The sequence below is a fragment of the Streptomyces sp. NPDC043685 genome (assembly GCF_056436585.1).
On record NZ_JBWKCH010000001.1, the window covers coordinates 442,163 to 461,970 of the forward strand.

General features: G+C 72.2%; 20 protein-coding genes. 11 read left to right on the top strand and 9 right to left on the bottom strand.

All coding sequences use genetic code 11. The features are described from left to right. Window positions 1–82 precede the first annotated feature (82 nt). The 5 genes from AC0665_RS02140 to AC0665_RS02160 form a co-directional block, all read right to left on the bottom strand. A complete protein-coding gene (locus tag AC0665_RS02140; RefSeq protein ID WP_030842154.1) occupies window positions 83–862 on the bottom strand; it encodes a succinate dehydrogenase iron-sulfur subunit in 780 nt (259 codons plus the stop codon). Then, window positions 862–2,616 carry a succinate dehydrogenase flavoprotein subunit gene (sdhA, locus tag AC0665_RS02145; protein WP_468635663.1) on the bottom strand — a complete coding sequence of 585 codons (1,755 nt, stop codon included), beginning with the start codon at window positions 2,614–2,616 and terminating at the stop codon, window positions 862–864. The genes AC0665_RS02140 and sdhA overlap by 1 nt, the downstream gene beginning before the upstream one ends. Window positions 2,617–2,635: 19 nt before the next feature. Next, complete coding sequence (locus AC0665_RS02150) at window positions 2,636–3,118, bottom strand: succinate dehydrogenase hydrophobic membrane anchor subunit (protein WP_351356775.1); 483 nt, start codon at window positions 3,116–3,118, stop codon at window positions 2,636–2,638. A gap of 5 nt (window positions 3,119–3,123) precedes the next feature. Next, entirely contained in the window at window positions 3,124–3,504 is a 381-nt protein-coding gene (gene sdhC, locus AC0665_RS02155) for a succinate dehydrogenase, cytochrome b556 subunit (protein WP_037670267.1), read from the bottom strand. 222 nt (window positions 3,505–3,726) lie between these two features. Beyond that, on the bottom strand, window positions 3,727–4,200 hold the full coding sequence (locus AC0665_RS02160; RefSeq protein ID WP_468406915.1) for a 2-oxo-4-hydroxy-4-carboxy-5-ureidoimidazoline decarboxylase: 474 nt from the start codon (window positions 4,198–4,200) through the stop codon (window positions 3,727–3,729). Between the two features lie 224 nt (window positions 4,201–4,424). Between AC0665_RS02160 and AC0665_RS02165 the strand changes: the two genes are divergently transcribed. The 4 genes from AC0665_RS02165 to AC0665_RS02180 all read left to right on the top strand — a co-directional run bounded on the left by AC0665_RS02165 (window position 4,425) and on the right by AC0665_RS02180 (window position 7,946). Next, window positions 4,425–6,092 (top strand): beta-N-acetylhexosaminidase, encoded by a 1,668-nt coding sequence (locus tag AC0665_RS02165; protein ID WP_478704262.1) that lies wholly within the window; start codon window positions 4,425–4,427, stop codon window positions 6,090–6,092. Between the two features lie 96 nt (window positions 6,093–6,188). Next, the gene (locus AC0665_RS02170) at window positions 6,189–6,731 is read left to right on the top strand and encodes a hypothetical protein (protein WP_478704263.1); all 543 of its coding nucleotides are present in this window, start codon (window positions 6,189–6,191) and stop codon (window positions 6,729–6,731) included. A 108-nt stretch (window positions 6,732–6,839) separates the two neighbouring features. After that, on the top strand, window positions 6,840–7,394 hold the full coding sequence (locus AC0665_RS02175) for a hypothetical protein (protein WP_478704264.1): 555 nt from the start codon (window positions 6,840–6,842) through the stop codon (window positions 7,392–7,394). Window positions 7,395–7,550: 156 nt separating this feature from the next. Next, on the top strand, window positions 7,551–7,946 hold the full coding sequence (locus tag AC0665_RS02180; RefSeq protein ID WP_468406923.1) for a hypothetical protein: 396 nt from the start codon (window positions 7,551–7,553) through the stop codon (window positions 7,944–7,946). A 53-nt stretch (window positions 7,947–7,999) separates the two neighbouring features. Here AC0665_RS02180 and AC0665_RS02185 read toward each other — a convergent pair whose 3' ends face one another. After that, window positions 8,000–9,160 (bottom strand): peptidoglycan recognition protein family protein, encoded by a 1,161-nt coding sequence (locus AC0665_RS02185; protein ID WP_478704265.1) that lies wholly within the window; start codon window positions 9,158–9,160, stop codon window positions 8,000–8,002. Between the two features lie 216 nt (window positions 9,161–9,376). Here AC0665_RS02185 and AC0665_RS02190 point away from each other — a divergent pair, with 216 nt between their 5' ends. The 4 genes from AC0665_RS02190 (at window position 9,377) to AC0665_RS02205 (ending at window position 13,127) form a co-directional block, all read left to right on the top strand. Then, window positions 9,377–9,994: an RNA polymerase sigma factor gene (locus tag AC0665_RS02190; RefSeq protein WP_468406927.1), complete on the top strand. Its 618-nt coding sequence runs from the start codon at window positions 9,377–9,379 to the stop codon at window positions 9,992–9,994. Between the two features lie 156 nt (window positions 9,995–10,150). Then, complete coding sequence (locus AC0665_RS02195) at window positions 10,151–10,942, top strand: hypothetical protein (protein WP_468406929.1); 792 nt, start codon at window positions 10,151–10,153, stop codon at window positions 10,940–10,942. 383 nt (window positions 10,943–11,325) lie between these two features. Then, window positions 11,326–12,000 (top strand): RNA polymerase sigma factor, encoded by a 675-nt coding sequence (locus AC0665_RS02200; RefSeq protein WP_468407637.1) that lies wholly within the window; start codon window positions 11,326–11,328, stop codon window positions 11,998–12,000. After that, the gene (locus tag AC0665_RS02205; RefSeq protein ID WP_478704266.1) at window positions 12,000–13,127 is read left to right on the top strand and encodes a hypothetical protein; all 1,128 of its coding nucleotides are present in this window, start codon (window positions 12,000–12,002) and stop codon (window positions 13,125–13,127) included. Before AC0665_RS02200 ends, AC0665_RS02205 begins: the two co-directional genes overlap by 1 nt. Before the next feature lie 226 nt (window positions 13,128–13,353). Here AC0665_RS02205 and AC0665_RS02210 read toward each other — a convergent pair whose 3' ends face one another. Further along, window positions 13,354–14,199 carry a L,D-transpeptidase family protein gene (locus tag AC0665_RS02210; protein WP_478605008.1) on the bottom strand — a complete coding sequence of 282 codons (846 nt, stop codon included), beginning with the start codon at window positions 14,197–14,199 and terminating at the stop codon, window positions 13,354–13,356. 140 nt (window positions 14,200–14,339) lie between these two features. On the opposite strand from AC0665_RS02210, the gene AC0665_RS02215 reads away from it, so the two are divergent. Then, the gene (locus AC0665_RS02215; RefSeq protein ID WP_478704267.1) at window positions 14,340–15,920 is read left to right on the top strand and encodes an acyl-CoA mutase large subunit family protein; all 1,581 of its coding nucleotides are present in this window, start codon (window positions 14,340–14,342) and stop codon (window positions 15,918–15,920) included. 97 nt (window positions 15,921–16,017) lie between these two features. Further along, on the top strand, window positions 16,018–16,665 hold the full coding sequence (gene leuE, locus AC0665_RS02220; protein WP_468406937.1) for a leucine efflux protein LeuE: 648 nt from the start codon (window positions 16,018–16,020) through the stop codon (window positions 16,663–16,665). 48 nt (window positions 16,666–16,713) lie between these two features. On the opposite strand, the gene AC0665_RS02225 is transcribed toward leuE, so the two are convergent. Continuing rightward, entirely contained in the window at window positions 16,714–18,123 is a 1,410-nt protein-coding gene (locus AC0665_RS02225; protein WP_478704268.1) for an FAD-dependent oxidoreductase, read from the bottom strand. A 73-nt stretch (window positions 18,124–18,196) separates the two neighbouring features. Here AC0665_RS02225 and AC0665_RS02230 point away from each other — a divergent pair, with 73 nt between their 5' ends. After that, the gene (locus AC0665_RS02230; protein ID WP_478704269.1) at window positions 18,197–18,847 is read left to right on the top strand and encodes a TetR/AcrR family transcriptional regulator C-terminal domain-containing protein; all 651 of its coding nucleotides are present in this window, start codon (window positions 18,197–18,199) and stop codon (window positions 18,845–18,847) included. A gap of 15 nt (window positions 18,848–18,862) precedes the next feature. Here the strand turns inward: AC0665_RS02230 and AC0665_RS02235 are convergent, their stop codons facing one another. Continuing rightward, on the bottom strand, window positions 18,863–19,780 hold the full coding sequence (locus AC0665_RS02235; RefSeq protein WP_478704270.1) for a class I SAM-dependent methyltransferase: 918 nt from the start codon (window positions 19,778–19,780) through the stop codon (window positions 18,863–18,865). Between the last annotated feature and the right edge of the window lie 28 nt (window positions 19,781–19,808).

The window sequence follows — 19,808 nt, forward strand, 5'->3', positions numbered from 1 at the left end:
CTGCGTTCACCCGATGGTGTGGCATATGCCAGAGGGCCCCGTCTCCAGCGGAAACGGGGCCCTCAGCGGCAAGCGGTCGACCTCAGTAGCGGCGCGTGATCAGCGCACGCTTCACTTCCGCAATCGCCTTCGTGACCTCGATGCCGCGCGGGCAGGCGTCCGTGCAGTTGAAGGTCGTGCGGCAGCGCCACACGCCGTCGCGGTCGTTGAGGATCTCCAGGCGCTGCTCCCCGGCCTCGTCACGCGAGTCGAAGATGAAGCGGTGCGCGTTGACGATGGCCGCCGGGCCGAAGTACTGGCCGTCGTTCCAGAAGACCGGGCACGACGTGGTGCAGGCCGCGCACAGGATGCACTTCGTCGTGTCGTCGAAGCGCTCGCGGTCCTCGGCCGTCTGGAAACGCTCACGCGTCGGCTCGTTCGTGTCCTTCGTGATGAGGAAGGGCATGACGTCGCGGTACGCCTGGAAGAACGGCTCCATGTCGACCACGAGGTCCTTCAGGACCGTGAGGCCCTTGATGGCCTCGACCGTGATCGGCTTCTCGGGGTTGATGTCCTTGATCAGCGTCTTGCAGGCGAGACGGTTCTTGCCGTTGATCCGCATGGCGTCCGAGCCGCAGATGCCGTGCGCGCAGGAGCGGCGGAACGTCAGCGTGCCGTCCAGGTCCCACTTGATCTTGTGGAGGGCGTCGAGGACACGCTCCTTGGGGTCGATCTCCACCTGGAAGTCTTCCCACACCGCCTCCGCCGCGACCTCCGGGTTGAAGCGGCGGATGCGGAAGGTGACCGTGATGTAGGGGGAGTCGGCGAAACCGGGCTCGGGCTTGCCGGCCGCGTCTTCCTTGTCCAGAACAGGGGTAGCCATCAGTACTTACGCTCCATCGGCTGGTAGCGGGTCTGGACGACCGGCTTGTAGTCGAGACGGACGGTTTCGGAGCCGTCGGCGCCGACCTCGCGGTACGCCATGGTGTGGCGCATGAAGTTGACGTCGTCGCGGTTCGGGTAGTCCTCGCGGTAGTGACCGCCGCGGGACTCCTTGCGGGCCAGCGCGGAGACGGCCATGACCTCGGCGAGGTCGAGCAGGTTGCCCAGCTCGATGGCCTCCAGCAGGTCCGTGTTGAACCGCTTGCCCTTGTCCTGGATCGACACGTTCTTGTAGCGCTCGCGCAGCTCCGCGATCTTCTCGACCGCCGTCTTGATCGTCTGCTCGGTGCGGAACACCATGACGTTGGCGTCCATGGTCTCCTGAAGCTCACGCCGCAGCACCGTCACGCGCTCGGTGCCGGTGGAGTCACGCAGCCGCTCCACCTGGGCGATCACGAGCTCCGCCGGGTTCTCCGGCAGCTCGACGAAGTCCGCCTTCTGCGAGTACTCCGCCGCCGCGATACCGGCCCGCTTGCCGAAGACGTTGATGTCCAGCAGCGAGTTGGTGCCCAGGCGGTTGGCGCCGTGCACGGACACGCAGGCGACCTCGCCGGCCGCGTACAGGCCCGGGACGACCGTGGTGTTGTCCGCCAGGACCTCACCCTCGACGTTGGTCGGGATGCCGCCCATGGCGTAGTGCGCGGTGGGCTGGATCGGGATCGGGTCCGTGTAGGGCTCGATGCCGAGGTAGGTGCGGGCGAACTCCGTGATGTCGGGGAGCTTCGCGTCCAGCTGCTCCGGCGGGAGGTGCGTGAGGTCGAGGTAGACGTGGTCGCCCTCGGGACCGCAGCCGCGGCCCTCACGGATCTCCGTGTAGATGGAGCGGGACACGACGTCACGGGACGCGAGGTCCTTCATGACCGGCGCGTACTTCTCCATGAAGCGCTCGCCGTCCTTGTTGCGGAGGATGCCGCCCTCACCGCGGGCGCCCTCCGTCAGCAGGATGCCCATGCGCCAGATGCCGGTCGGGTGGAACTGGAAGAACTCCATGTCCTCCAGCGGCAGGCCACGGCGGTAGACCGCGGCCTGGCCGTCACCGGTCAGGGTGTGCGCGTTGGACGTCACCTTGAAGAACTTGCCGCAGCCGCCGGAGGCGTAGATCACGGCCTTCGCGTGGAAGACGTGGATCTCACCGGTGGCCAGCTCGTACGCCACCACACCGGCCGACTTCTTGACGCCGTCGACCTCGGTGATCAGCTGGTCCAGGACGTAGAACTCGTTGTAGAACTCCACGCCCTCCTTGACGCAGTTCTGGTACAGCGTCTGGAGGATCATGTGGCCGGTGCGGTCGGCCGCGTAGCAGGAGCGGCGGACCGGGGCCTCGCCGTGGTTGCGGCTGTGACCGCCGAAGCGTCGCTGGTCGATGGTGCCGTTCGGCGTGCGGTTGAACGGCAGGCCCATCTTCTCCAGGTCGAGGACGGAGTCGATGGCCTCCTTCGCCAGGATCTCGGCGGCGTCCTGGTCGACCAGGTAGTCACCGCCCTTGACCGTGTCGAAGGTGTGCCACTCCCAGTTGTCCTCCTCCACGTTGGCCAGCGCGGCGGCCATGCCGCCCTGCGCGGCGCCCGTGTGGGAGCGGGTGGGGTACAGCTTGGTCAGCACGGCGGTGCGGCTGCGCTTCGTCGACTCGATGGCGGCGCGCATACCGGCGCCACCGGCGCCGACGATGACGGTGTCGTACTTGTGGATCTTCATGATTCTCGCAGCCCCGTGCCTAGCGGATGTTCGGGTCGAAGGTGAAGATCACCAGCGTGCCCAGCAGGATGGTGAACACCGTGGCGGTGTAGAGCAGGCCCTTGAGCCACAGCCGGGTGTTCGCGCGCTCCGCGTAGTCGTTGATGACCGTGCGCAGGCCGTTGGCGCCGTGCAGCATGGCGAGCCACAGCATCAGCAGATCCCAGACCTGCCAGAACGGGGACGCCCAGCGACCCGCCACGAAGGCGAAGCCGATCTTGGAGACGCCGCCGTCCAGCACGAGCTGGATCAGCAGGTGGCCGAGGACCAGCACGACCAGCACGACGCCCGACAGGCGCATGAACAGCCATGCGGCGAGCTCGAAGTTGCCCCGGGTGGACTTGGGGGACTTCTTGGTGCGCTTGCGCGGGGCCTCGATGAAGGGCGCCGGGTTGTCGACGGTGTAGACGGCGCCGCCCTCGACGGGGCCCACGCCGGCTGCGGTCTTGTCAGTCGTGGACATTGGCGTCAGCTCCCGAACAGTTCACGAGCGGCGTGGCCGAGGACGGGGTAGATGGCCCCGAGCATCAGCACGACCCACAGGGCGACGACGGTCCAGAGCATCTGCTTCTGGTAGCGAGCGCCCTTGATCCAGAAGTCGACGGCGATGACACGCAGGCCGTTGAGCGCGTGGAAGAGGATGGCGGCGACGAGGCCGTACTCCAGCAGCGCGACGATCGGCGTCTTGTACGTGGCCACGACCTTGTCGTAGGCCTCCGGGGACACACGGACGAGCGCGGTGTCCAGCACGTGAACGAACAGGAAGAAGAAAATGAGGACGCCGGTGACTCGGTGAGCCACCCAGGACCACATTCCTTCCCGGCCGCGGTACAGCGTTCCAGCCGGCACGGAAGTTTCCTCCGGGAGCGGTGATTGGGGCCGCGCCGGCTTTCCTTGTCGGTCGGGCCCGGCCGGGTACGGTCCACCGGCCCCCAGCATCGTAGCGATGTGCTGCCGCCGGGCTGAGCCGGGGTCCCGGGGTGTGATCAAACTGGCACGCAAAGAGGTACTGGTGGGCTAGTGAGGCCGAGGGGGCCGGCGGTGTCCGCGGGACTGCCGGGGCGTGGGCCCTCAGTGACTGATCGCGCAGTTCCCCGCGCCCCTGAGGGCATGCAGCAGGCGTCCCCTCGCGAGCCGCCTGAGTTCGTCCGCCGTCACCGCCCGCTCCTCCTCGAGATCGTTTGTCAATCGTGACCGGATGGCCTCGAGGAGCCGGTCCAGGGTCTCGGAGGGGGACAGCCCGTCCAGGCAGATGACGAACACGTGTCCGAAACGGGCCTCGTAGGCGGCGTGGGCCGCGCCGAGGGCGGTGTGGGCCACGGAGTAGACGTCCGGCGGGAGGCTGGGCAGCGACTCGGCCGCCAGCGCTTCCGAGAGGTCGGCCCAGCTCAGGTCGTAGGCCGCCTCGTCCGCGGCGGCCAGCAGGGAGTCCACGTCCGGATAGGGGCGGTGCCCGGCGACCCGCCCGGCCCAGCGGCGGCTGCGCAGGCAGGACAGGAGGGCCTGCTCCAGGTCCTCCTCGGAGGCTGCGTTGAAGTGCTCCACCGGTATGGCGGGCCGGCCGGGGAGATCGGGAAGGCGGTGCGCAGGCAGCGTGGGTCCTCGTGGGCGTCACGTGTGTCGGCAGGGAAAAGTGTGAGAGATGTGACGACACGCTATCGAGTGCGACCACGACGTGTCCGAAGGATGCCTGAATTTCACCCGGGAGAGAGAGTTTCGGAACGCGTGGTGGACGCGCGCCGGGCCGCCCCGGGTTTTAGGTTGGCCGTGTGAGTCAGCACAGGCGCCGGACCTCGGCGAAGCAGGAGAGCAAGCGGCAGGTGCTGGTCGTGGCCTTGGCGGTAGCCCTGGTCGTGGTCGCGGCCGGGGTGAGTCTCGGGCTCTGGACGGCCTCGGGCGGTGACGGCGGGTCCACGGGCCAGGAGGCCCGGGCCTCGCGCGAGGCCACCGCGGCGCCGCCCCCGGACCGAGCGCCGGAAGCGGCCCCCACCCCCAGCCCCACCCGCTCCTACCCGCTGTCCGAGACGCCCCGCACCATCCCCGCCGTGCGCGACCACGAACCGGCGCGCGGCCCGGGCTGGCGTCCCGGCAAGGGCGACCGGGTGGTCGTGGACGACCCGGCGCTGGCCGACGAGGGGCGGCTGGTCGCCGGTGAGCTCGGGATGACGTACGCGGGCGAGAAGGACGACGAGAAGCCCGGCGACCTGCGGCTGGCGCTCAACGGTGACAAGGGCGCGAACCCCGAGTCGTACGTGATGACCGTGCGCGACGGGCGGGTGCGGATCGACGGGCCCTCCGACACGGGCGTCTTCTACGGCACCCGCACGCTCAAGCAGGAGACGCACGACGGCGGCACGGCGCCCGAGGGCGTCGTGAAGGACGAACCGGCCAAGGCGGAGCGCGGGTTCATGCTGGACATCGCGCGCAAGTACTTCACGGCCGGCTGGATCGAGGACCGGATCCGGGAACTGGGCGATCTGAAGTACAACCGGCTGGGGCTGCACTTCTCCGACGACCAGGGGTTCCGGATCGAGTCCTCCTCGCATCCCGAGATCGTGTCGGAGCGGCATCTGACCAAGGCGCAGGTGCGCGAGATCATCGACCTGGCGGAGAGCCGGCACATCACGATCGTGCCCGAGATCGACTCGCCCGGGCACCTCGGCGCGGTCATCGACGCCCATCCCGACCTGCAGTTGCGCACCGCGCAGGGGTCGGCGGTGCAGGGTGCCGTCGACATCTCCAAGGCCGAGAGCGCCGAGATCGTCGACGACCTGCTGAACGAGTACGCCGATCTCTTCCCCGGCAGGCCCTGGCACCTCGGCGGCGACGAGTACCAGGCGCTGACCCGGTCGAACCCGGAGGCCTCCTTCCCGCAGCTGGCCGCCGCAGCCCGGGAGAAGTACGGCTCCGGCGCGACGGTCGCCGACCTCACCACCGGCTGGCTGAACGACCGGGCCGACACCGTCCGCGAGCATCAGCGCGTCCCGCGCGCGTGGAACGACGGGTTCTTCCGCGGCACCTCCGTCCAGGCCGCCAAGGACATCCAGGTCGCCTACTGGACCGGCAAGGAGATCGGCGCCCGGGCGCCCCTGGAGTACCTCCAGCAGGGCCGCAAGGTGATCAACTACAACGACGAGTTCCTGTACTACGTGCTCGGCGAGCCGCAGACCTTCGTCTATCCGACGGGGCAGCGGATCTACGAGCAGTGGACGCCACGGGTGCTGCGCGGCACCGCGGCCGTCCCGGCGCGCTACGACGGGCAGATCCTCGGCGGGTCCTTCGCGGTCTGGTGCGACCTGGCGAACTCCCAGACACAAGCCCAGGTGGCGGCCGGGATCCGGATGCCGCTGCGGGCGACCGTCCAGAAGCTGTGGGACCCGGGCGAGCCCGAGCTGTCCTGGGCCCGGTTCCGGGCGCTGGCGGACCGGCTCGGCTGACCCGGCGCGCATCGGCCCATACGGCTGCGGACTCCCGTACGACTGTGGTGGTCTTCTGACACGAGCGGATCCGAACATGCCGGGGGGAACCGGGACATGGGCTACTGGGGATATTTCGTCGTGGGCCGGGGGGAGCGGCCGCTGCCGGAGCTGGACGCGCTGGCGGGGGCAGGGGAGGACCCGACGCAGCGCGCCTCGGCGCCGGGCGGCTGGCAGGTGTGGGAGTACCCGAGCAGCGACGGCGACATCGGGAACATGAACGCCCTCGCCCGGGAGACCGGGGCGCCCGCTCTCTTCGGGTACGTCATGAACAGCGAGTGCGTGGTGCTGGAGGCCGCGGCCCCGCAGAGCGGGGCGTGGGCGACCTGCCTCGCGCGCTCCGCGATGGCCGGATATCTGGGGGCGGGCCGGGAGGGCCTCACGCTGGAGGACTACTTCCTCGAACCCGGCGACGCCGCCGAGCGTGCCGTGCTCTGGGCGGCCGAGGCCGGGTGTGAGGTGAGCGCCGAGGCTCTGGTGGACGTACTGACGTCAGACCCTGACCCTCCCCCACTCTCGGCTTCGCTCGAGCGGGGGGACCCCCAGGCCGAAAACCTGCTGTTCCGCTTCCTCGACAGGCTGGGTGTGGTGCGCCTGTGACAATCCGGGGCCGTTGCGCGCAGTAAGGGGAAGTGCGGGTTCCGTGAGGGGTGAGGGCCGGCGGTGGCCTGGTCGGGGCCCGGAGACGGCCTGTGGAGGGAGGCGTGGATGAGCCTGGTGGAGTTGATCGCACAGGCCGACGAGCGTGGGCTGGCCGCGAGCGGGCTGGCTTGTCTGGATCGGTGCGTGCCCCTGCTGGGCGGCGACGACGAGATCCTGCGCCCGGTGTGGGCGAGCCTCGGCGACAGCGCGGACGCCGGTGAGTGGGGCGAGCGGCTGGAGCAGGTCCGCGGCAAGCTGGACGCGGCCGTGACGGGGGACGAGGCGGCCGTGCTCGCCCGGCGGATGCTCGAGGCCGCCCCCGCCGAGCGGTCCGCCTCCTCGGTGCGGGTGTGGGCCGACGCCTGCTCCGTCGCCTCCCTCCAGATCCACCGGCTCCTGGACACCGCCGCGGACGAGGCCTCGTCCGTCGACTCCCGCCGTGAGGGCCGGACGGAGGGGATGTCGCCCCTGGTCGCCGCCGAACTGCGCCGCCAGATCACCGTCCTGGAGGTCCTGGCCGGACACGGCCCGGCCGGTCTGCGCCGGGCGCTGGAGGTGTCGGTCGAGGGGCGGCGCGTGCTGCGCGCGGTGGTCTCCCGCCGCAGTCGGCGACAGGGGTGAGGGGACGACGCCCGCCGACCGTCCCGACCGGCCTAAACCCGCTTCCTGGAAGGGTCCTGTGACTGTCCCTCGAACGAGCTGGGGCGGTCCTGCGCCGCTTCGGGGGAGCCGCCGATTTCGGGTGACGAAACGCTTCGCCACAGCGCTTTCCGTGATGTGACGACTCAAGCGGAGACCAGGCCATCGGCGGCTGCGAAGCCGCTGCGGTGGGCGGCGGACACGGTGGCGACGATGCGTGAGGGGGCGCGGCTGCGCCTCGACTACTCGGCGCAGAGCCTGTGGAGCATCGACCGGATGATCGAGGGGATACGGCGGGAAGGGGTGCCCGACGCCGCCGTGCGGGAGGTGCTGCGCGGATTCGGCGCCTACGCCGGTGAGGTGGTGGTGCGTCAGACCGGCGCGGAGTGGTGGGCGACCGGTGGTGACCACTGGCTCCGCACCCCCGACGGGCGTCTGTGGGACCCCATCGACGAGGCGCGCCGCTGCTACGCGGGCCATGGATCGCTGCGGCTGCTGTGCCGGGACGCGGTGCGCGCCGCGCCCCGGCGATAACGCCGACGGCGACAGCGGCAGAGGGACGCGGTGCGCGTCGCCCGGCGACAGCGTCAGCGCGTGAGGACGTCCTCGTCGTCCGGCAGGGGCTCGGCCGGCTCCTGGGTGGGCTCGGCGGGCTTGGCGGCGTTCTGGGCCAGGGTGCGGATCTGGGGCAGGTCGTCGTAGAGGTTCTGCCCGGGGCACGCGGTCGGATAGCCGTCGCGGTGACCGGAGATGCGGTGGAACGTCACCTTCTGGCCCAGCTTGTACTTGCCGTTGTCGGCGCCCGAGGTCAGCACGACCGTCCCGGCCGGGTCGACGCCGTAGAGGCCGAGCTTCCACGCCGCGACCTTCGCGACCGACTCGCGCACGGCGGCGTTCGTGGCCGCCGTCGAGTAGTCGCCGAGCACCGAGACGCTGCTGGTGTCGGTGTTGAAGCCGTAGGTGTGCGCGCCGAGCACGGGCTTGTCGATGCCGCCCGCACGGCCCTCGAAGACGGTGCCGCACTTGTCGACGAGGAAGTGGTAGCCGATGTCGTTCCAGCCGTTGCTCTGCACGTGGTAGAGGAACACGCCGCGCACGATCGACGCCGACTCGGAGCACGTGTAGTCGTTGGTGCCCGCCGTGTGGTGGACGAACACCGCCTTGGTGTCGCCGGTGTAGGTGGGCGGGTCCTTCACCAGGGACTCGTCGGCGCCCCAGGAGGAACGCGACGTCACGACGGGAGGCTCGGCCGCGAGCGGCCCGGCCTCGCCCGGCTCGACGACCGCGGTGTGCACGGCGCCCGACCCGGCCTCGGGATCGACCAGGTCGACCCGCAGCCCCGCCGGCAGGCGCGAGCCCGAGACACGCACCTGGACGCCGTCCGAGGGCCCGGTCCACAGCGGCTGGGTGCTCCCGCGCACGCCGGTCCGGTCCCGGTCGGGGCCCGCCTCGGGTGCGTGGACGTCGCTCTCCAGCGGGCGCCAGGCGCTCCAGAGGCCGCTCTGCCGCGAGCGGGTCCGCACCTCGGCGGTGCCCTCCAGGGCGGCGTCCGGGTCGTCCCAGGTGACCCCGACCAGACTGAACGGTGCGGTGGTGCGCGGGGCGAGGGACCGTACGTGCGGGTCGCCGTCCGGCACCCGGACGGTGTGCACACCGTCCGAGGAAGAGGCCCGGGCGGGTTGGTTGAGGCCGAGGGCACCGAGGGCCAGGGCGGTGGCGACGGCGGTGCGCAGGAGGCGGGGTGTCATACGGCGCTCGCCTTTCGTGGGCGGTGGCATCGCGAGCAGAGGTCCCCGGTGCGGCACTTGGCCGAAACCTCCGCGGGGCCGGGCTCCCGAGGACGGCGGGCCGGGTTGACCCGAACGGTCGCGGGGGCCCGGCGCCTGACGCCCTGTGACACTTCCGCGCGGACCGGCGCTGATCACCGTGGGAGGGCGCGCACTCGGCACGGACGAGGACGGTACTTGGGTCAGGGAGCACAACCACGGCGCGGGCAGGCGTACGACGGGGAACTGGGCGCGGCCGTCGCGCGGGCCCAGCAGGGTGACGAGGCGGCCTTCGCGGTCGCCTACCGGTTCGTGCAGCCCGGACTGCTCGGCTATCTGCGCGGCCTGGTCGGGGACGACGCCGAGGACGTGGCGTCCGACGCCTGGCTGGAGATCGCCCGGGACCTCGGCCGGTTCCGGGGCGACGGGGCCGGCTTCCGCGGCTGGACGGCGACCATCGCCCGGCACCGGGCGCTGGACCACCTGCGCCGCCAGCGGGTACGGCCCCGGTCGTCCGCGCTGGAGCAGGACGTCCTGGAACTGCCCGGGCCGCACAGCACCCACGACCAGGCGCTGGAGTCCCTTTCCACCGAGCGGGCCCTGGAACTGGTGAGAGGGCTGCCGCGCGACCAGGCCGAGGCCGTGCTGCTGCGGGTCGTGGTCGGCCTCGACGGCCCGTCCGCCGCACGGGTCCTGGGCAAGCGGCCGGGCGCGGTGCGCACGGCGGCCCACCGGGGTCTGAAACGCCTCGCCGGGCAGCTGGGCGCGGAGAGTGTGACGGATGAGGCTCCCCGGACGCTGGGTGAGTCGACATGAGCGGAACCGGAGGTTTCGCTCACGGCCCCGGGGGGTCGTGCGGACGCGGCGCGCTGAACAGGGCGGAGCGGCGGGACGTACTGGTGGGACCCGGTGGGCCGTCCGGCGCCGCCGGGGCCGACGGATCGAGCGGATCGAGCAGGGACGGATACGGACATGGGTGAACGGCGCAGCGACGGCGGGCTTTCCGGCCGTGGTTCCCGTCACGCCCTCCTGGACTCCGACATCGAGGCGCTGCTCGTCGCCTCCCTCGTCGGGGACGGGGTGGACGCCGAGGCCGAACAGCGGGCCGTGGCCGCCTTCCGGGCCGCCCGGGACGCCGGTGTCCTGCGCGCCCGCGGCCACCGCCGGGACGACTGGCGTGCCCGGGAGCGGCGGTACCCGGGCCGGTCCCTGCGTACGACGCTCTCCGTGCTGTTCGCCAGTCTCACGCTGGGCGGTGTCGCAGTGGCGGCGATCGGCGTGGCGGGGGCACCGGAGAAGGACCGTGCGGACGCCCCCGAGCGCAGGCCCGCTTCCAGCGGTGCCCCGCACGACCCGGCCGGGCAGCCGTCCCGCGGCAGCCACAGCCCAGGCAGCGGCACCGGTTCGGCCCCGGCCCGCCCGGACCGGCCTGCCCCGGCCCGGGACACCGAGGCGCACTGCCGTGCCTACGAGCAGGCCCGGGGACGCGGCAAGGCCCTGGAGGCGACAGCCTGGCAGCGTCTCGTGGCCGCCGCGGGCGGTGAGAGGAACGTCACGGCGTACTGCGCCGAACACCTGACCGAGTCGAAGAAGGCGAGCGGTGGCTCCGGGAACGGCGATCCCGCCGGCGGCGAGGACCCCGCCACCGCGAACAACGGCGGGGGCGACCAGCCGGGCAACGCCGGGAACGGCGGGTCGGGCAACGGCGCGGGCGAGAGCCGCGGCGACGGCAAGCGCGCCCCGTCCAACGGACGCCATCGGTAAGGGATTTCCGTGAGGGCGGGCCGTCGGGGCCGAGCGCTGCCCTGATCCGCCGGTGCCCGCCATGGCAACGGCCGGGGCCGCCACCCCCCACAGGAGAGGCCCCGGCCGTCGCGCGGCACGGGCCGCGCGGCGGCCCGTACTCCCTACAGCGCCCGGCGTGCGTTTTCTGTCACACCCCGCCGCGTCACGGCTTGGTTGCATCCCGGGCGGACATGGACGGGGAGTGGTTTCAGGTCGTAACGTGCCATTCGCGCCAACGGCGAAGGCGGCAAGACCACCGCAACCACCTGCGGCCTTGTAACCGCAACCACCAATTGAGCAACCACGACGGCGAGAACCCGGTCCGCGAGAGCGGCGCCGGTTCAGGCGCAGAAGGGCGCGCGGTGCTGGGGGACGACGCGGAGCTGACCGCCGCGGTGCGCGCGGCACAGGACGGCGATGAGAACGCGTTCCGGACTGTGTACCGCACCGTGCATCCGCGGCTGCTCGGGTATGTACGGACGCTGGTCGGTGACCCCGATGCCGAGGACGTGGCGTCCGAGGCGTGGCTCCAGATAGCCCGCGACCTGGAGCGGTTCACCGGCGACGCGGACCGGTTCCGTGGCTGGGCCGCCCGGATCGCCCGCAACCGCGCGCTGGACCACATACGCATGCGCGGGCGCCGGCCCGCGATCGGCGGTGACGAGACCGAACTGACCGGCCGGGCGGCCGAGTCCGACACCGCCGGCGAGGCCATCGAGGCGCTCGCCACCGACGGCGCGTTCTCCCTCATCTCCCGGCTGCCCCAGGACCAGGCCGAAGCGGTCGTCCTGCGCGTGGTGGTGGGACTCGACGCGAAGACCGCCGCGGAGACGCTCGGCAAGCGCCCGGGCGCGGTCCGCACGGCGGCGCACCGGGGCCTGAAGCGGCTCGCCGAACTGCTCGGCGACGACCCGCAGGCCGATCCGGAATCGGCCGGGGTGCTCGACGCCCTGCCGCCTCAGCGAGAACCGCGCGGCGGCGCGGTGACGTCCGCAGGTGTGACGCGTAGCGTTACGCGGACGCAGAAGGATGTGTGATGGCCGACGAGCAGTACAGGTGGCTGGACCGCGAAACGGCGGAGCGTTTGCTGAGCGGAGAGCCACTCGAAGCTGTCGAAGGCGCCGACCGGGACCGAGCCGAACACCTGGCGAGGACCCTCGGCGCGCTGTCCGCCACACCTCCGCTGACCAGCGATGAACTCCCCGGCGAAGCCGCCGCGATGGCCGCGTTCCGCAAGGCCCGCGCGGAACGCGCCGACGCGGCCGCGGCCCGTGCGGCCGCCGTCGGACAGGACGCGCCCGAGGTCACCGTCGGCGGCCTGGGCCGGTTCAAGGGCTCCGGCGACGGCGGCTCCGTCACCGCCCGGCGGCCTCGCAAGGCCCGCCCGGTCCGTCTCGCCCTGGCCGCCGTGCTGACCGTCGGCATGGTCGGCGGGGTCGCCGTCGCCGCCGGAACCGGAGTCCTGAGGACGCCGTTCGACGGTGACGAGCCCGAGCCCGGTGCCTCCGTCCCGGGTGACGCCACCCCGCGCGAGCGGCCGCTGGTGTCGCCCTCGCCCAGCGACGACGTGCAGGGCGGAACCACCCCCGAGCGGGCCCCGGACGGCACCTCGACGGGCGGTGCGGACGGCCGGGGCCGCGACGGGAGCCGGAAGCAGGGCTCCGGCGACGGGGCGGGCCGTTCCGGCGAGGACCACGGCACGATCGCCTCCGCCTGCCGTGACCTGCGTGACGGCAAGCGGCTGGACGCCGATCGCGGACGCGCCCTGCGGGAGGCGGCGGGCGGCTCGCGGGTGTGGACCTACTGCCAGGGCGTCCTGTCCCCGGCCGATCCCCGCTCGGGGCAGCGCGAGAACGACGAGCGCACCGACCAGGGCCACGGCAACAGCAAGGGCAACGGCGGCAACGGCAGCGGCAACGACGGCAAGGGCAACGGCGGCAACGGCAACGGCGGCAACGGCAACGGCGGCAACGGCAACGGCAACGGTGCGGGCGTCGGCCGGGGTGGCCACCACGGCCGTGACCAGAACCGTGACCGGACCCGTGACCAGGACAAGGGCGGCGGGCAGGCCGGCTCCCAGGGGGAGCAGAACCCCGGGAAGAAGGCCGGCGGGCAGGCCGGTAAGCAGGGCGACGGCGGGGACGGCGCGGGCCACGGCCGCTAGGCAGGCCGCCTGCCCGACGCTGTGACCTGCGGTTTCGTGGTCCGAGGAAAACTCGCCGAGGCAGGTGTGACACTTTCGGGCGTCCCGGCGCAGTAATGAGTGAGCCGACTGGTCATCGGCCGTCGCACGGAGCCGGGGTTCCCCCCGTACCTACGGCTCGTGCACCGAGCGCGGGCGGGACACGTTCCCCCGGTCCCGCCCGCGCCCCTTACTTCCTTCTCCGCCGTCACCAGGACACGACGACCTTGTCGCCGTCGCGGACCTGCGCGAACAACTCCGCGATCGCCGCCTCGTCCCGTACGTTGACGCAGCCGTGCGAGGCGCCCGCGTAGCCCCGGGCCGCGAAGTCCGCCGAGAAGTGCACCGCCTGGCCGCCGCTGAAGAACATCGCGTAGGGCATGGGCGAGTCGTACAGCGTCGAGACGTGGTCGCGGGACTTCCAGTAGACGGAGAAGACGCCCTCCCGGGTCGGTGTGTACTGCGAGCCGAAGCGGACCGCCATGGTCGACACCGTCCGCCCGTCGATCATCCAGCGCAGCGTCCGGCTGGTCTTGTCGATGCACAGCACCCGGCCGGTCCGGCAGCGCGCGTCCGGCGGGTCGGCCGGCTGGCCGCCCATCAGATACAGGTCCCAGCGGCCCGGCTCGCGCGTCATGCGCAGCAGCCGCTGCCAGGTGACGGCGTCGGCCTTGCCGGTGCGCGGCAGCCCGCGCTTGCCCTGGAAGCCGCTGACCGCCCGCTCCGTCGGCTCGTCGTACGTCCCGGTCGGCCCCTCGAACAACCAGGCGACCTGCCGCAGCCGGGCCTGGAGCTCCCGGACGTCCCGGCCGGTGTCGCCCCGGGACCACAGCACGCGGGGCGGGGCGGGGGCGGCGCCGGGTTTGGCGTCCCCGGACGGCGGCGCGGTGCCCGGCACCCCGTCACCGGCGTCCGGTGTGCGGGCCGGGGACGGGGTTCCGGGCAGGTCGATGTGGACCGGCGAACGGCCCTTGCCCTCGCCGTCCGGAGCCTGCACCGTGCAACCGGTCAGCGCGGCCAGCACGGCGACTCCCGCCGCGAACGCTCTCCCCATGCCCGTACTACGCACACGGTCCCCCGCTCGTCTCACCGGCGTGCCCGGATGTCACCTGAGATGCTTCCCCGGACGTGACCGGTCGCGAACCAGAGGGCATGGTGGTGAGCGAGGTCACAGCTGCGCGGGAGGCACCCACCATGGCGCGTGAGTCGGAGTCCGGACTGCCCATCGAACCCGTCTACGGGCCGCAGGCCCTCCAGGGCTGGGATCCGGACGAGAAGCTGGGGGAGCCCGGGGCGTATCCGTACACGCGGGGTGTGTACCCGTCGATGTACACCGGACGGCCCTGGACGATGCGCCAGTACGCGGGGTTCGGTACGGCGGCGGAGTCCAACGCCCGCTACCGGCAGCTGATCGCTCACGGCACGACGGGTCTGTCGGTCGCCTTCGACCTGCCCACCCAGATGGGGCACGACTCCGACGCGGAGATCGCGCACGGTGAGGTCGGCAAGGTCGGCGTGGCGGTCGACTCGGTGGAGGACATGCGGGTGCTGTTCGGCGGGATCCCGCTGGACCAGGTGTCGACGTCGATGACGATCAACGCCCCGGCGGCCCTGCTGCTGCTCATGTACCAGCTGGTGGCGGAGGAGCAGGGCGTCGGCGCGGACCGGCTGACCGGCACGATCCAGAACGACGTGCTGAAGGAGTACATCGCCCGGGGGACCTACATCTTCCCGCCCAAGCCGTCGTTGCGGCTGATCGCGGACATCTTCAAGTACTGCCGGGCGGAGATGCCGAGGTGGAACACCATCTCGATCTCCGGCTACCACATGGCGGAGGCGGGGGCCTCGCCCGCGCAGGAGATCGCCTTCACCCTCGCGGACGGCATCGAGTACGTGCGGACGGCGGTGGCGGCCGGTATGGACGTCGACGACTTCGCGCCCCGGCTGTCGTTCTTCTTCGTGGCTCGCACCACGATCCTGGAGGAGGTCGCCAAGTTCCGTGCCGCGCGCCGGATCTGGGCCCGGGTGATGCGTGAGGAGTTCGGCGCGGAGAACCCCAAGTCGCTGATGCTGCGCTTCCACACGCAGACGGCCGGTGTGCAGCTGACGGCCCAGCAGCCGGAGGTGAACCTGGTCCGGGTCGCCGTGCAGGGACTGGCGGCGGTGCTGGGCGGCACGCAGTCGCTGCACACCAACTCCTTCGACGAGGCCATCGCCCTGCCCACCGACAAGTCCGCGCGCCTGGCGCTGCGCACCCAGCAGGTCCTGGCCCATGAAACCGACGTCACCGCCACCGTCGACCCGTTCGCCGGCTCCTACGCCGTGGAGAGGATGACCGACGACGTCGAGGCCGCGGCCGTGGAGCTGATGGACCGGGTCGAAGAGCTCGGCGGCGCGGTCGAGGCCATCGAACGCGGCTTCCAGAAGAACGAGATCGAACGCAACGCCTACCGCATCGCCCAGGAGACCGATTCCGGCGAACGCGTCGTCGTCGGCGTCAACCGCTTCCGCCTGGACGAGGAGGAACCCTACGAACCGCTGCGCGTCGACCCCGCCATCGAGGCCCGGCAGGCCGAGCGCCTCACCGCACTGCGCGCGGGGCGCGACCGGGCGGCCGTCGGCACCGCGCTGGCCGCGCTGAAGAAGGCGGCCGAGGGCGAGGACAACGTCCTCTACCCGATGAAGGAGGCCCTGAGGGCCCGGGCCACCGTCGGCGAGGTGTGCGGGGCGCTGCGCGAGGTGTGGGGGACACACGTCCCGTCGGACGCCTTCTGACCGTCGGGGAACGTCCGGGGAGGGCCCGGGGAACGTCCGGGGAGGGCCCGGGGGAGTGTCTGTCCGGCCGCCCTGCCCGCGTGCGACACTCCTTCGCATGTTCGGTGTCGTCGATCTGCCCACCTATCTGGCGGGCCTCGTCCTGATCATCCTGCTGCCCGGCCCCAACTCGCTGTACGTGCTGTCCGTGGCCGCCCGCCGCGGCGTGCGCGCCGGGTACACGGCCGCGGCCGGAGTGTGGTGCGGGGACGCGGTGCTGATGACGTTGTCCGCGGCCGGGGTCGCCTCGCTGCTCCAGGCGAACGCCGTGCTGTTCGCCGTGGTGAAGTACGCGGGGGCCGGATATCTGACCTGGCTGGCCGTCGGCATGCTGCGGGCCGCGTGGGGCATGTGGCGGACGCGTGCCGAGCGGTCCGCCGGGGGTGAGGCTCCCGCACCCGCCGAGGAGCGGCCCTTCCGCCGGGCTTTCGTCGTCAGCCTGTTCAACCCCAAGGCGATCCTGTTCTTCGTCGCCTTCTTCGTGCAGTTCGTGGACCCGCGGTACGCCCATCCCGCGCTGTCGTTCGTCGTCCTCGGCGCCCTCGCCCAGGCCGCCAGCGTGCTCTACCTGAGCGCGCTGATCTTCGGCGGCACCCGGCTGGCCGCCGCGTTCCGCCGCCGCAGGCGCCTGTCCGCGGGGGCGACCTCGGCGGCGGGTGCGCTGTTCCTGGGCTTCGCGGTGAAGCTGTCCCTGGCGAGTTCGTAGCGCCCCCGCGCCCCGCACATCCGCCCACCGGCACCCCGCACACCCGCGTCAGCGGCGGCCGAAGCGGGTCAGGTACTCCGGCAGCCCGGCCGCCGTGGCGCCCGCCCAGCCGATGTAGCCGTCCGGGCGGACGAGATACAGGCCGGGCCCGTACGCGCCGGGTGCGGGGCCCCGGACGACCCGTGTCCGCCCGCCGGGCTCCGGCGCCTGCGCGTCCCCCAGCACCAGCAGCGTCCAGTGCGGGCCGCGGAAGGCGTCGAAGAGCCGGACTCCGGCCACCGTCGCGTCCGGAGCGCGGTCCCCCGCCCGCAGCGGGCCGGGGCCGGGCCGGGTCTCGCGGGTGAGCGACGACTCCCGGTAGCCGAGGCCGAGCTGGCGGGTGGCCTCGCCGCGCCGGGTCTCGCCGCGGTGCACCCGGGTGGACAGCCCGAGCACGTCGGCGGCGACGGGCCGGCGCTCCTCCTCGTAGGAGTCCAGCAGGGCCGCGTCCGCGCCGTCGCGCAGCACCGCGCCCAGCTTCCAGCCCAGGTTGTAGGCGTCCTGGACGCTGGTGTTGAGGCCCTGGCCGCCCGCGGGGGAGTGCACGTGTGCCGCGTCGCCCGCGAGGAAGACCCGCCCGGAGCGGAAACGGTCCGCGAGGGCCGCCCGGGGGCGGAAGTCCGACGCCCAGCACAGCTGTGTCACGGACTCCGGCGCCAGGTGCGAGCGGGCGGCGACGACCTTCCGTATGCCCTGGAGGGACAGGTCCGGTGTCGTCCCCTCCGGGAACCGTGCCACCAGCTGGAAATCCTCGACGCCCGGCAGCGGGCAGATCGCGAGGAAGTCGTCGCCGGCCCGGCCGGGCGGGAAGAGGTGCCAGTGGTCGCGGTCCAGGCCGCTGATCCGGACGTCGGCCACCACGGTCGGGTACGGGTCGACCGTCTCGCCCGTCATGCCGATGCCGAGCAGCCCGCGCACGGTCGAACGCCCGCCGTCCGCCGCGACGGCGTACCGGGCGGTGACCACCTCGCCCGAGGACAACCTCGCGCGCACCCCGTCCTCGTCCTGCGTCAGCCCGACGACTTCCCGGCCGAAGGCCACCTCCCCGTCCAGCTCCTCCAGCCGCTCCCGCAGGATCTGCTGGGTGCGCCACTGCGGCACCATCCACGGCTCGTTCCAGGGCGCGTCCTCGCTCGGTTCGGCCGGGTCGAACATCCGGTGCTCGCCCGTGCGCCTGCCGTCCTGCCAGATCATCCCGACCGGGTAGGTGCCGCCCGCCGCCCGGATCGCGTCGAGCACGCCCAGATCGTCGAAGACCTCCATCGTGCGCGGCTGGATCCCCTTGCCGCGCGAGCCGGGGAACAACGCCCGCGCCTTCTCGACGACCAGCGCGGCCACGCCCCGCCGTGCCAGGTCGATGCCGAGCGCCAGACCCGTCGGGCCCGCGCCCACCACCAGTACGTCCGTGTCCCTGTTCATGGGCCACCTTCCTTAACGCTGTTAAGTAGCTCCGCCGCACGAGCGTCGCCTTAACGGTGTTAAGTTGTCAAGCGTGAGCACGGAACGACGTGAGCCCCTGGACCGCCGCCGGGTGGCGGACACCGCGCTGCGGCTGCTGAACGAGACCGGCCTGGACGGCCTGACCCTGCGTGCCATCGCCCGCGAGCTGGACGTGAAGGCGCCCGCCCTCTACTGGCACTTCAAGGACAAGCAGGCGCTGCTCGACGAGATGGCGACGGAGATGTTCCGCCGGATGGTCGCCGGGACCGCTCTCGACCCGGCCGACACCTGGCAGGACCGGCTGCTGAAGGCCAACCGGGGCCTGCGCGCGGCCCTGCTCGGCTACCGGGACGGCGCGAAGGTCTTCAGCGGCTCACGCTTCACCGGCATCGAGCACGCCGGACCGATGGAGGACAACCTGCGCCTGCTCACGGGCGCCGGGTTCACCCTCGCCGAGGCGGTCCGCGCGCTCACCACGGCGTACCTGTACACGCTGGGCTTCGTCACCGAGGAGCAGGGCGTCCGGCCACTGCCGGACGAGCGCCGCGAGGGCTACGACATGGACGAACGCGCCCGCCTGATGGCCGACTTTCCCTTGTCGGCCCGGGCGGGCGCGGAGATCTTCGAGGACTACGACCGGCACTTCGAGGAGGGACTCGCCCTCGTGATCGCCGGGATCGGGGCGCGCTACGGGGTCTCCTGACGCGCCCGGGGCGGGTCAGGGCCGTTTCCGGCGGGCCCGCCGTACGGCCCGGGTGACCACGGGCGGCAGCAGGTCCTTGGCGAGCCGGCGGAGCGGGGCGGGACGGGCCGGGCGCGAGGCACCGGCCTCGGCGGCGGGGGCCGGTGCGGGGGCCGGTACGACCGGGGGTTCCACGTAGTGCCGGGAGCGCGGGAAGGGCGGGGGCTTCATGCCCCGCGACCGGGTCCGGATCAGCCGGTGCCCGGCCGCCTCCTGCACGCTCAGTCCGACGTCCGAGCGCTCCCGCAGCGTCCGGAGCAGTTCCTCCTGGAGCGGCTCGGGGTCGCCCCAGGTGGCGTACAGCTTCTGCGTGCTGAGACAGATCGGGTTCAGACCGCGGTTGAGGACCGCCTCCCACGCGGCGGCCGAGACACCCGGGGTGTGCTCGGAACGGAAGTCGTCCAGGACCACGACACCCCCGGGCAGCAGCAGGTCGCGGGCCGCGCCGATGTCGCCGTACACGTGCTCGTACAGGTGGGAGGCGTCGATGTGGACGAAGCGGCAGGTCCCGGGGGCCACCTTCTCGGACACCAGGGAGCTGGGACCGGTGATCACCGTCGGCAGGGTGTCGTGGAAGGAGAGGTAGTTCCGCTCGAACGCCTGCTGGGTCAGCGAGGCGTACGACATGGCCGCCTCGGCCTGGTTGGCCCCGTCCGGGGCCTCGCCCTCGAACAGGTCGCAGACGGTGAACCGCTCGCCGTCCTGGAGGTGCCGGCCGAGGAGGATCGCGCTCTTGCCCATGTAGACGCCGAGTTCCAGCAGGTCACCCTTGGTCCCGGCCGCCGTCTGCCGGTCCAGGAACCAGGTGAACAGCATCTGGTCCAGCGCGGGGAACCAGCCCGGGACGTCGGCGAGTTCGCCGGGGTGCTTGTCGGTCGCTTGTGCGTTGTTCATGCGGCGAGCCTTCTCTCTGAGCGGTGCC

Coding starts and splice junctions, on each gene's coding strand:
- AC0665_RS02185 (WP_478704265.1), bottom strand. CDS start 9,160: ATGACACCCCGCCTCCTGCGCACCGCCGTCGCCACCGCCCTGGCCCTC.
- sdhA (WP_468635663.1), bottom strand. CDS start 2,616: ATGAAGATCCACAAGTACGACACCGTCATCGTCGGCGCCGGTGGCGCC.
- AC0665_RS02150 (WP_351356775.1), bottom strand. CDS start 3,118: ATGTCCACGACTGACAAGACCGCAGCCGGCGTGGGCCCCGTCGAGGGC.
- AC0665_RS02195 (WP_468406929.1), top strand. CDS start 10,151: ATGGGTGAACGGCGCAGCGACGGCGGGCTTTCCGGCCGTGGTTCCCGT.
- AC0665_RS02215 (WP_478704267.1), top strand. CDS start 14,340: ATGGCGCGTGAGTCGGAGTCCGGACTGCCCATCGAACCCGTCTACGGG.
- AC0665_RS02235 (WP_478704270.1), bottom strand. CDS start 19,780: ATGAACAACGCACAAGCGACCGACAAGCACCCCGGCGAACTCGCCGAC.
- AC0665_RS02170 (WP_478704263.1), top strand. CDS start 6,189: ATGGGCTACTGGGGATATTTCGTCGTGGGCCGGGGGGAGCGGCCGCTG.
- AC0665_RS02205 (WP_478704266.1), top strand. CDS start 12,000: ATGGCCGACGAGCAGTACAGGTGGCTGGACCGCGAAACGGCGGAGCGT.
- AC0665_RS02175 (WP_478704264.1), top strand. CDS start 6,840: ATGAGCCTGGTGGAGTTGATCGCACAGGCCGACGAGCGTGGGCTGGCC.
- AC0665_RS02210 (WP_478605008.1), bottom strand. CDS start 14,199: ATGGGGAGAGCGTTCGCGGCGGGAGTCGCCGTGCTGGCCGCGCTGACC.
- AC0665_RS02140 (WP_030842154.1), bottom strand. CDS start 862: ATGGCTACCCCTGTTCTGGACAAGGAAGACGCGGCCGGCAAGCCCGAG.
- AC0665_RS02225 (WP_478704268.1), bottom strand. CDS start 18,123: ATGAACAGGGACACGGACGTACTGGTGGTGGGCGCGGGCCCGACGGGT.
- leuE (WP_468406937.1), top strand. CDS start 16,018: ATGTTCGGTGTCGTCGATCTGCCCACCTATCTGGCGGGCCTCGTCCTG.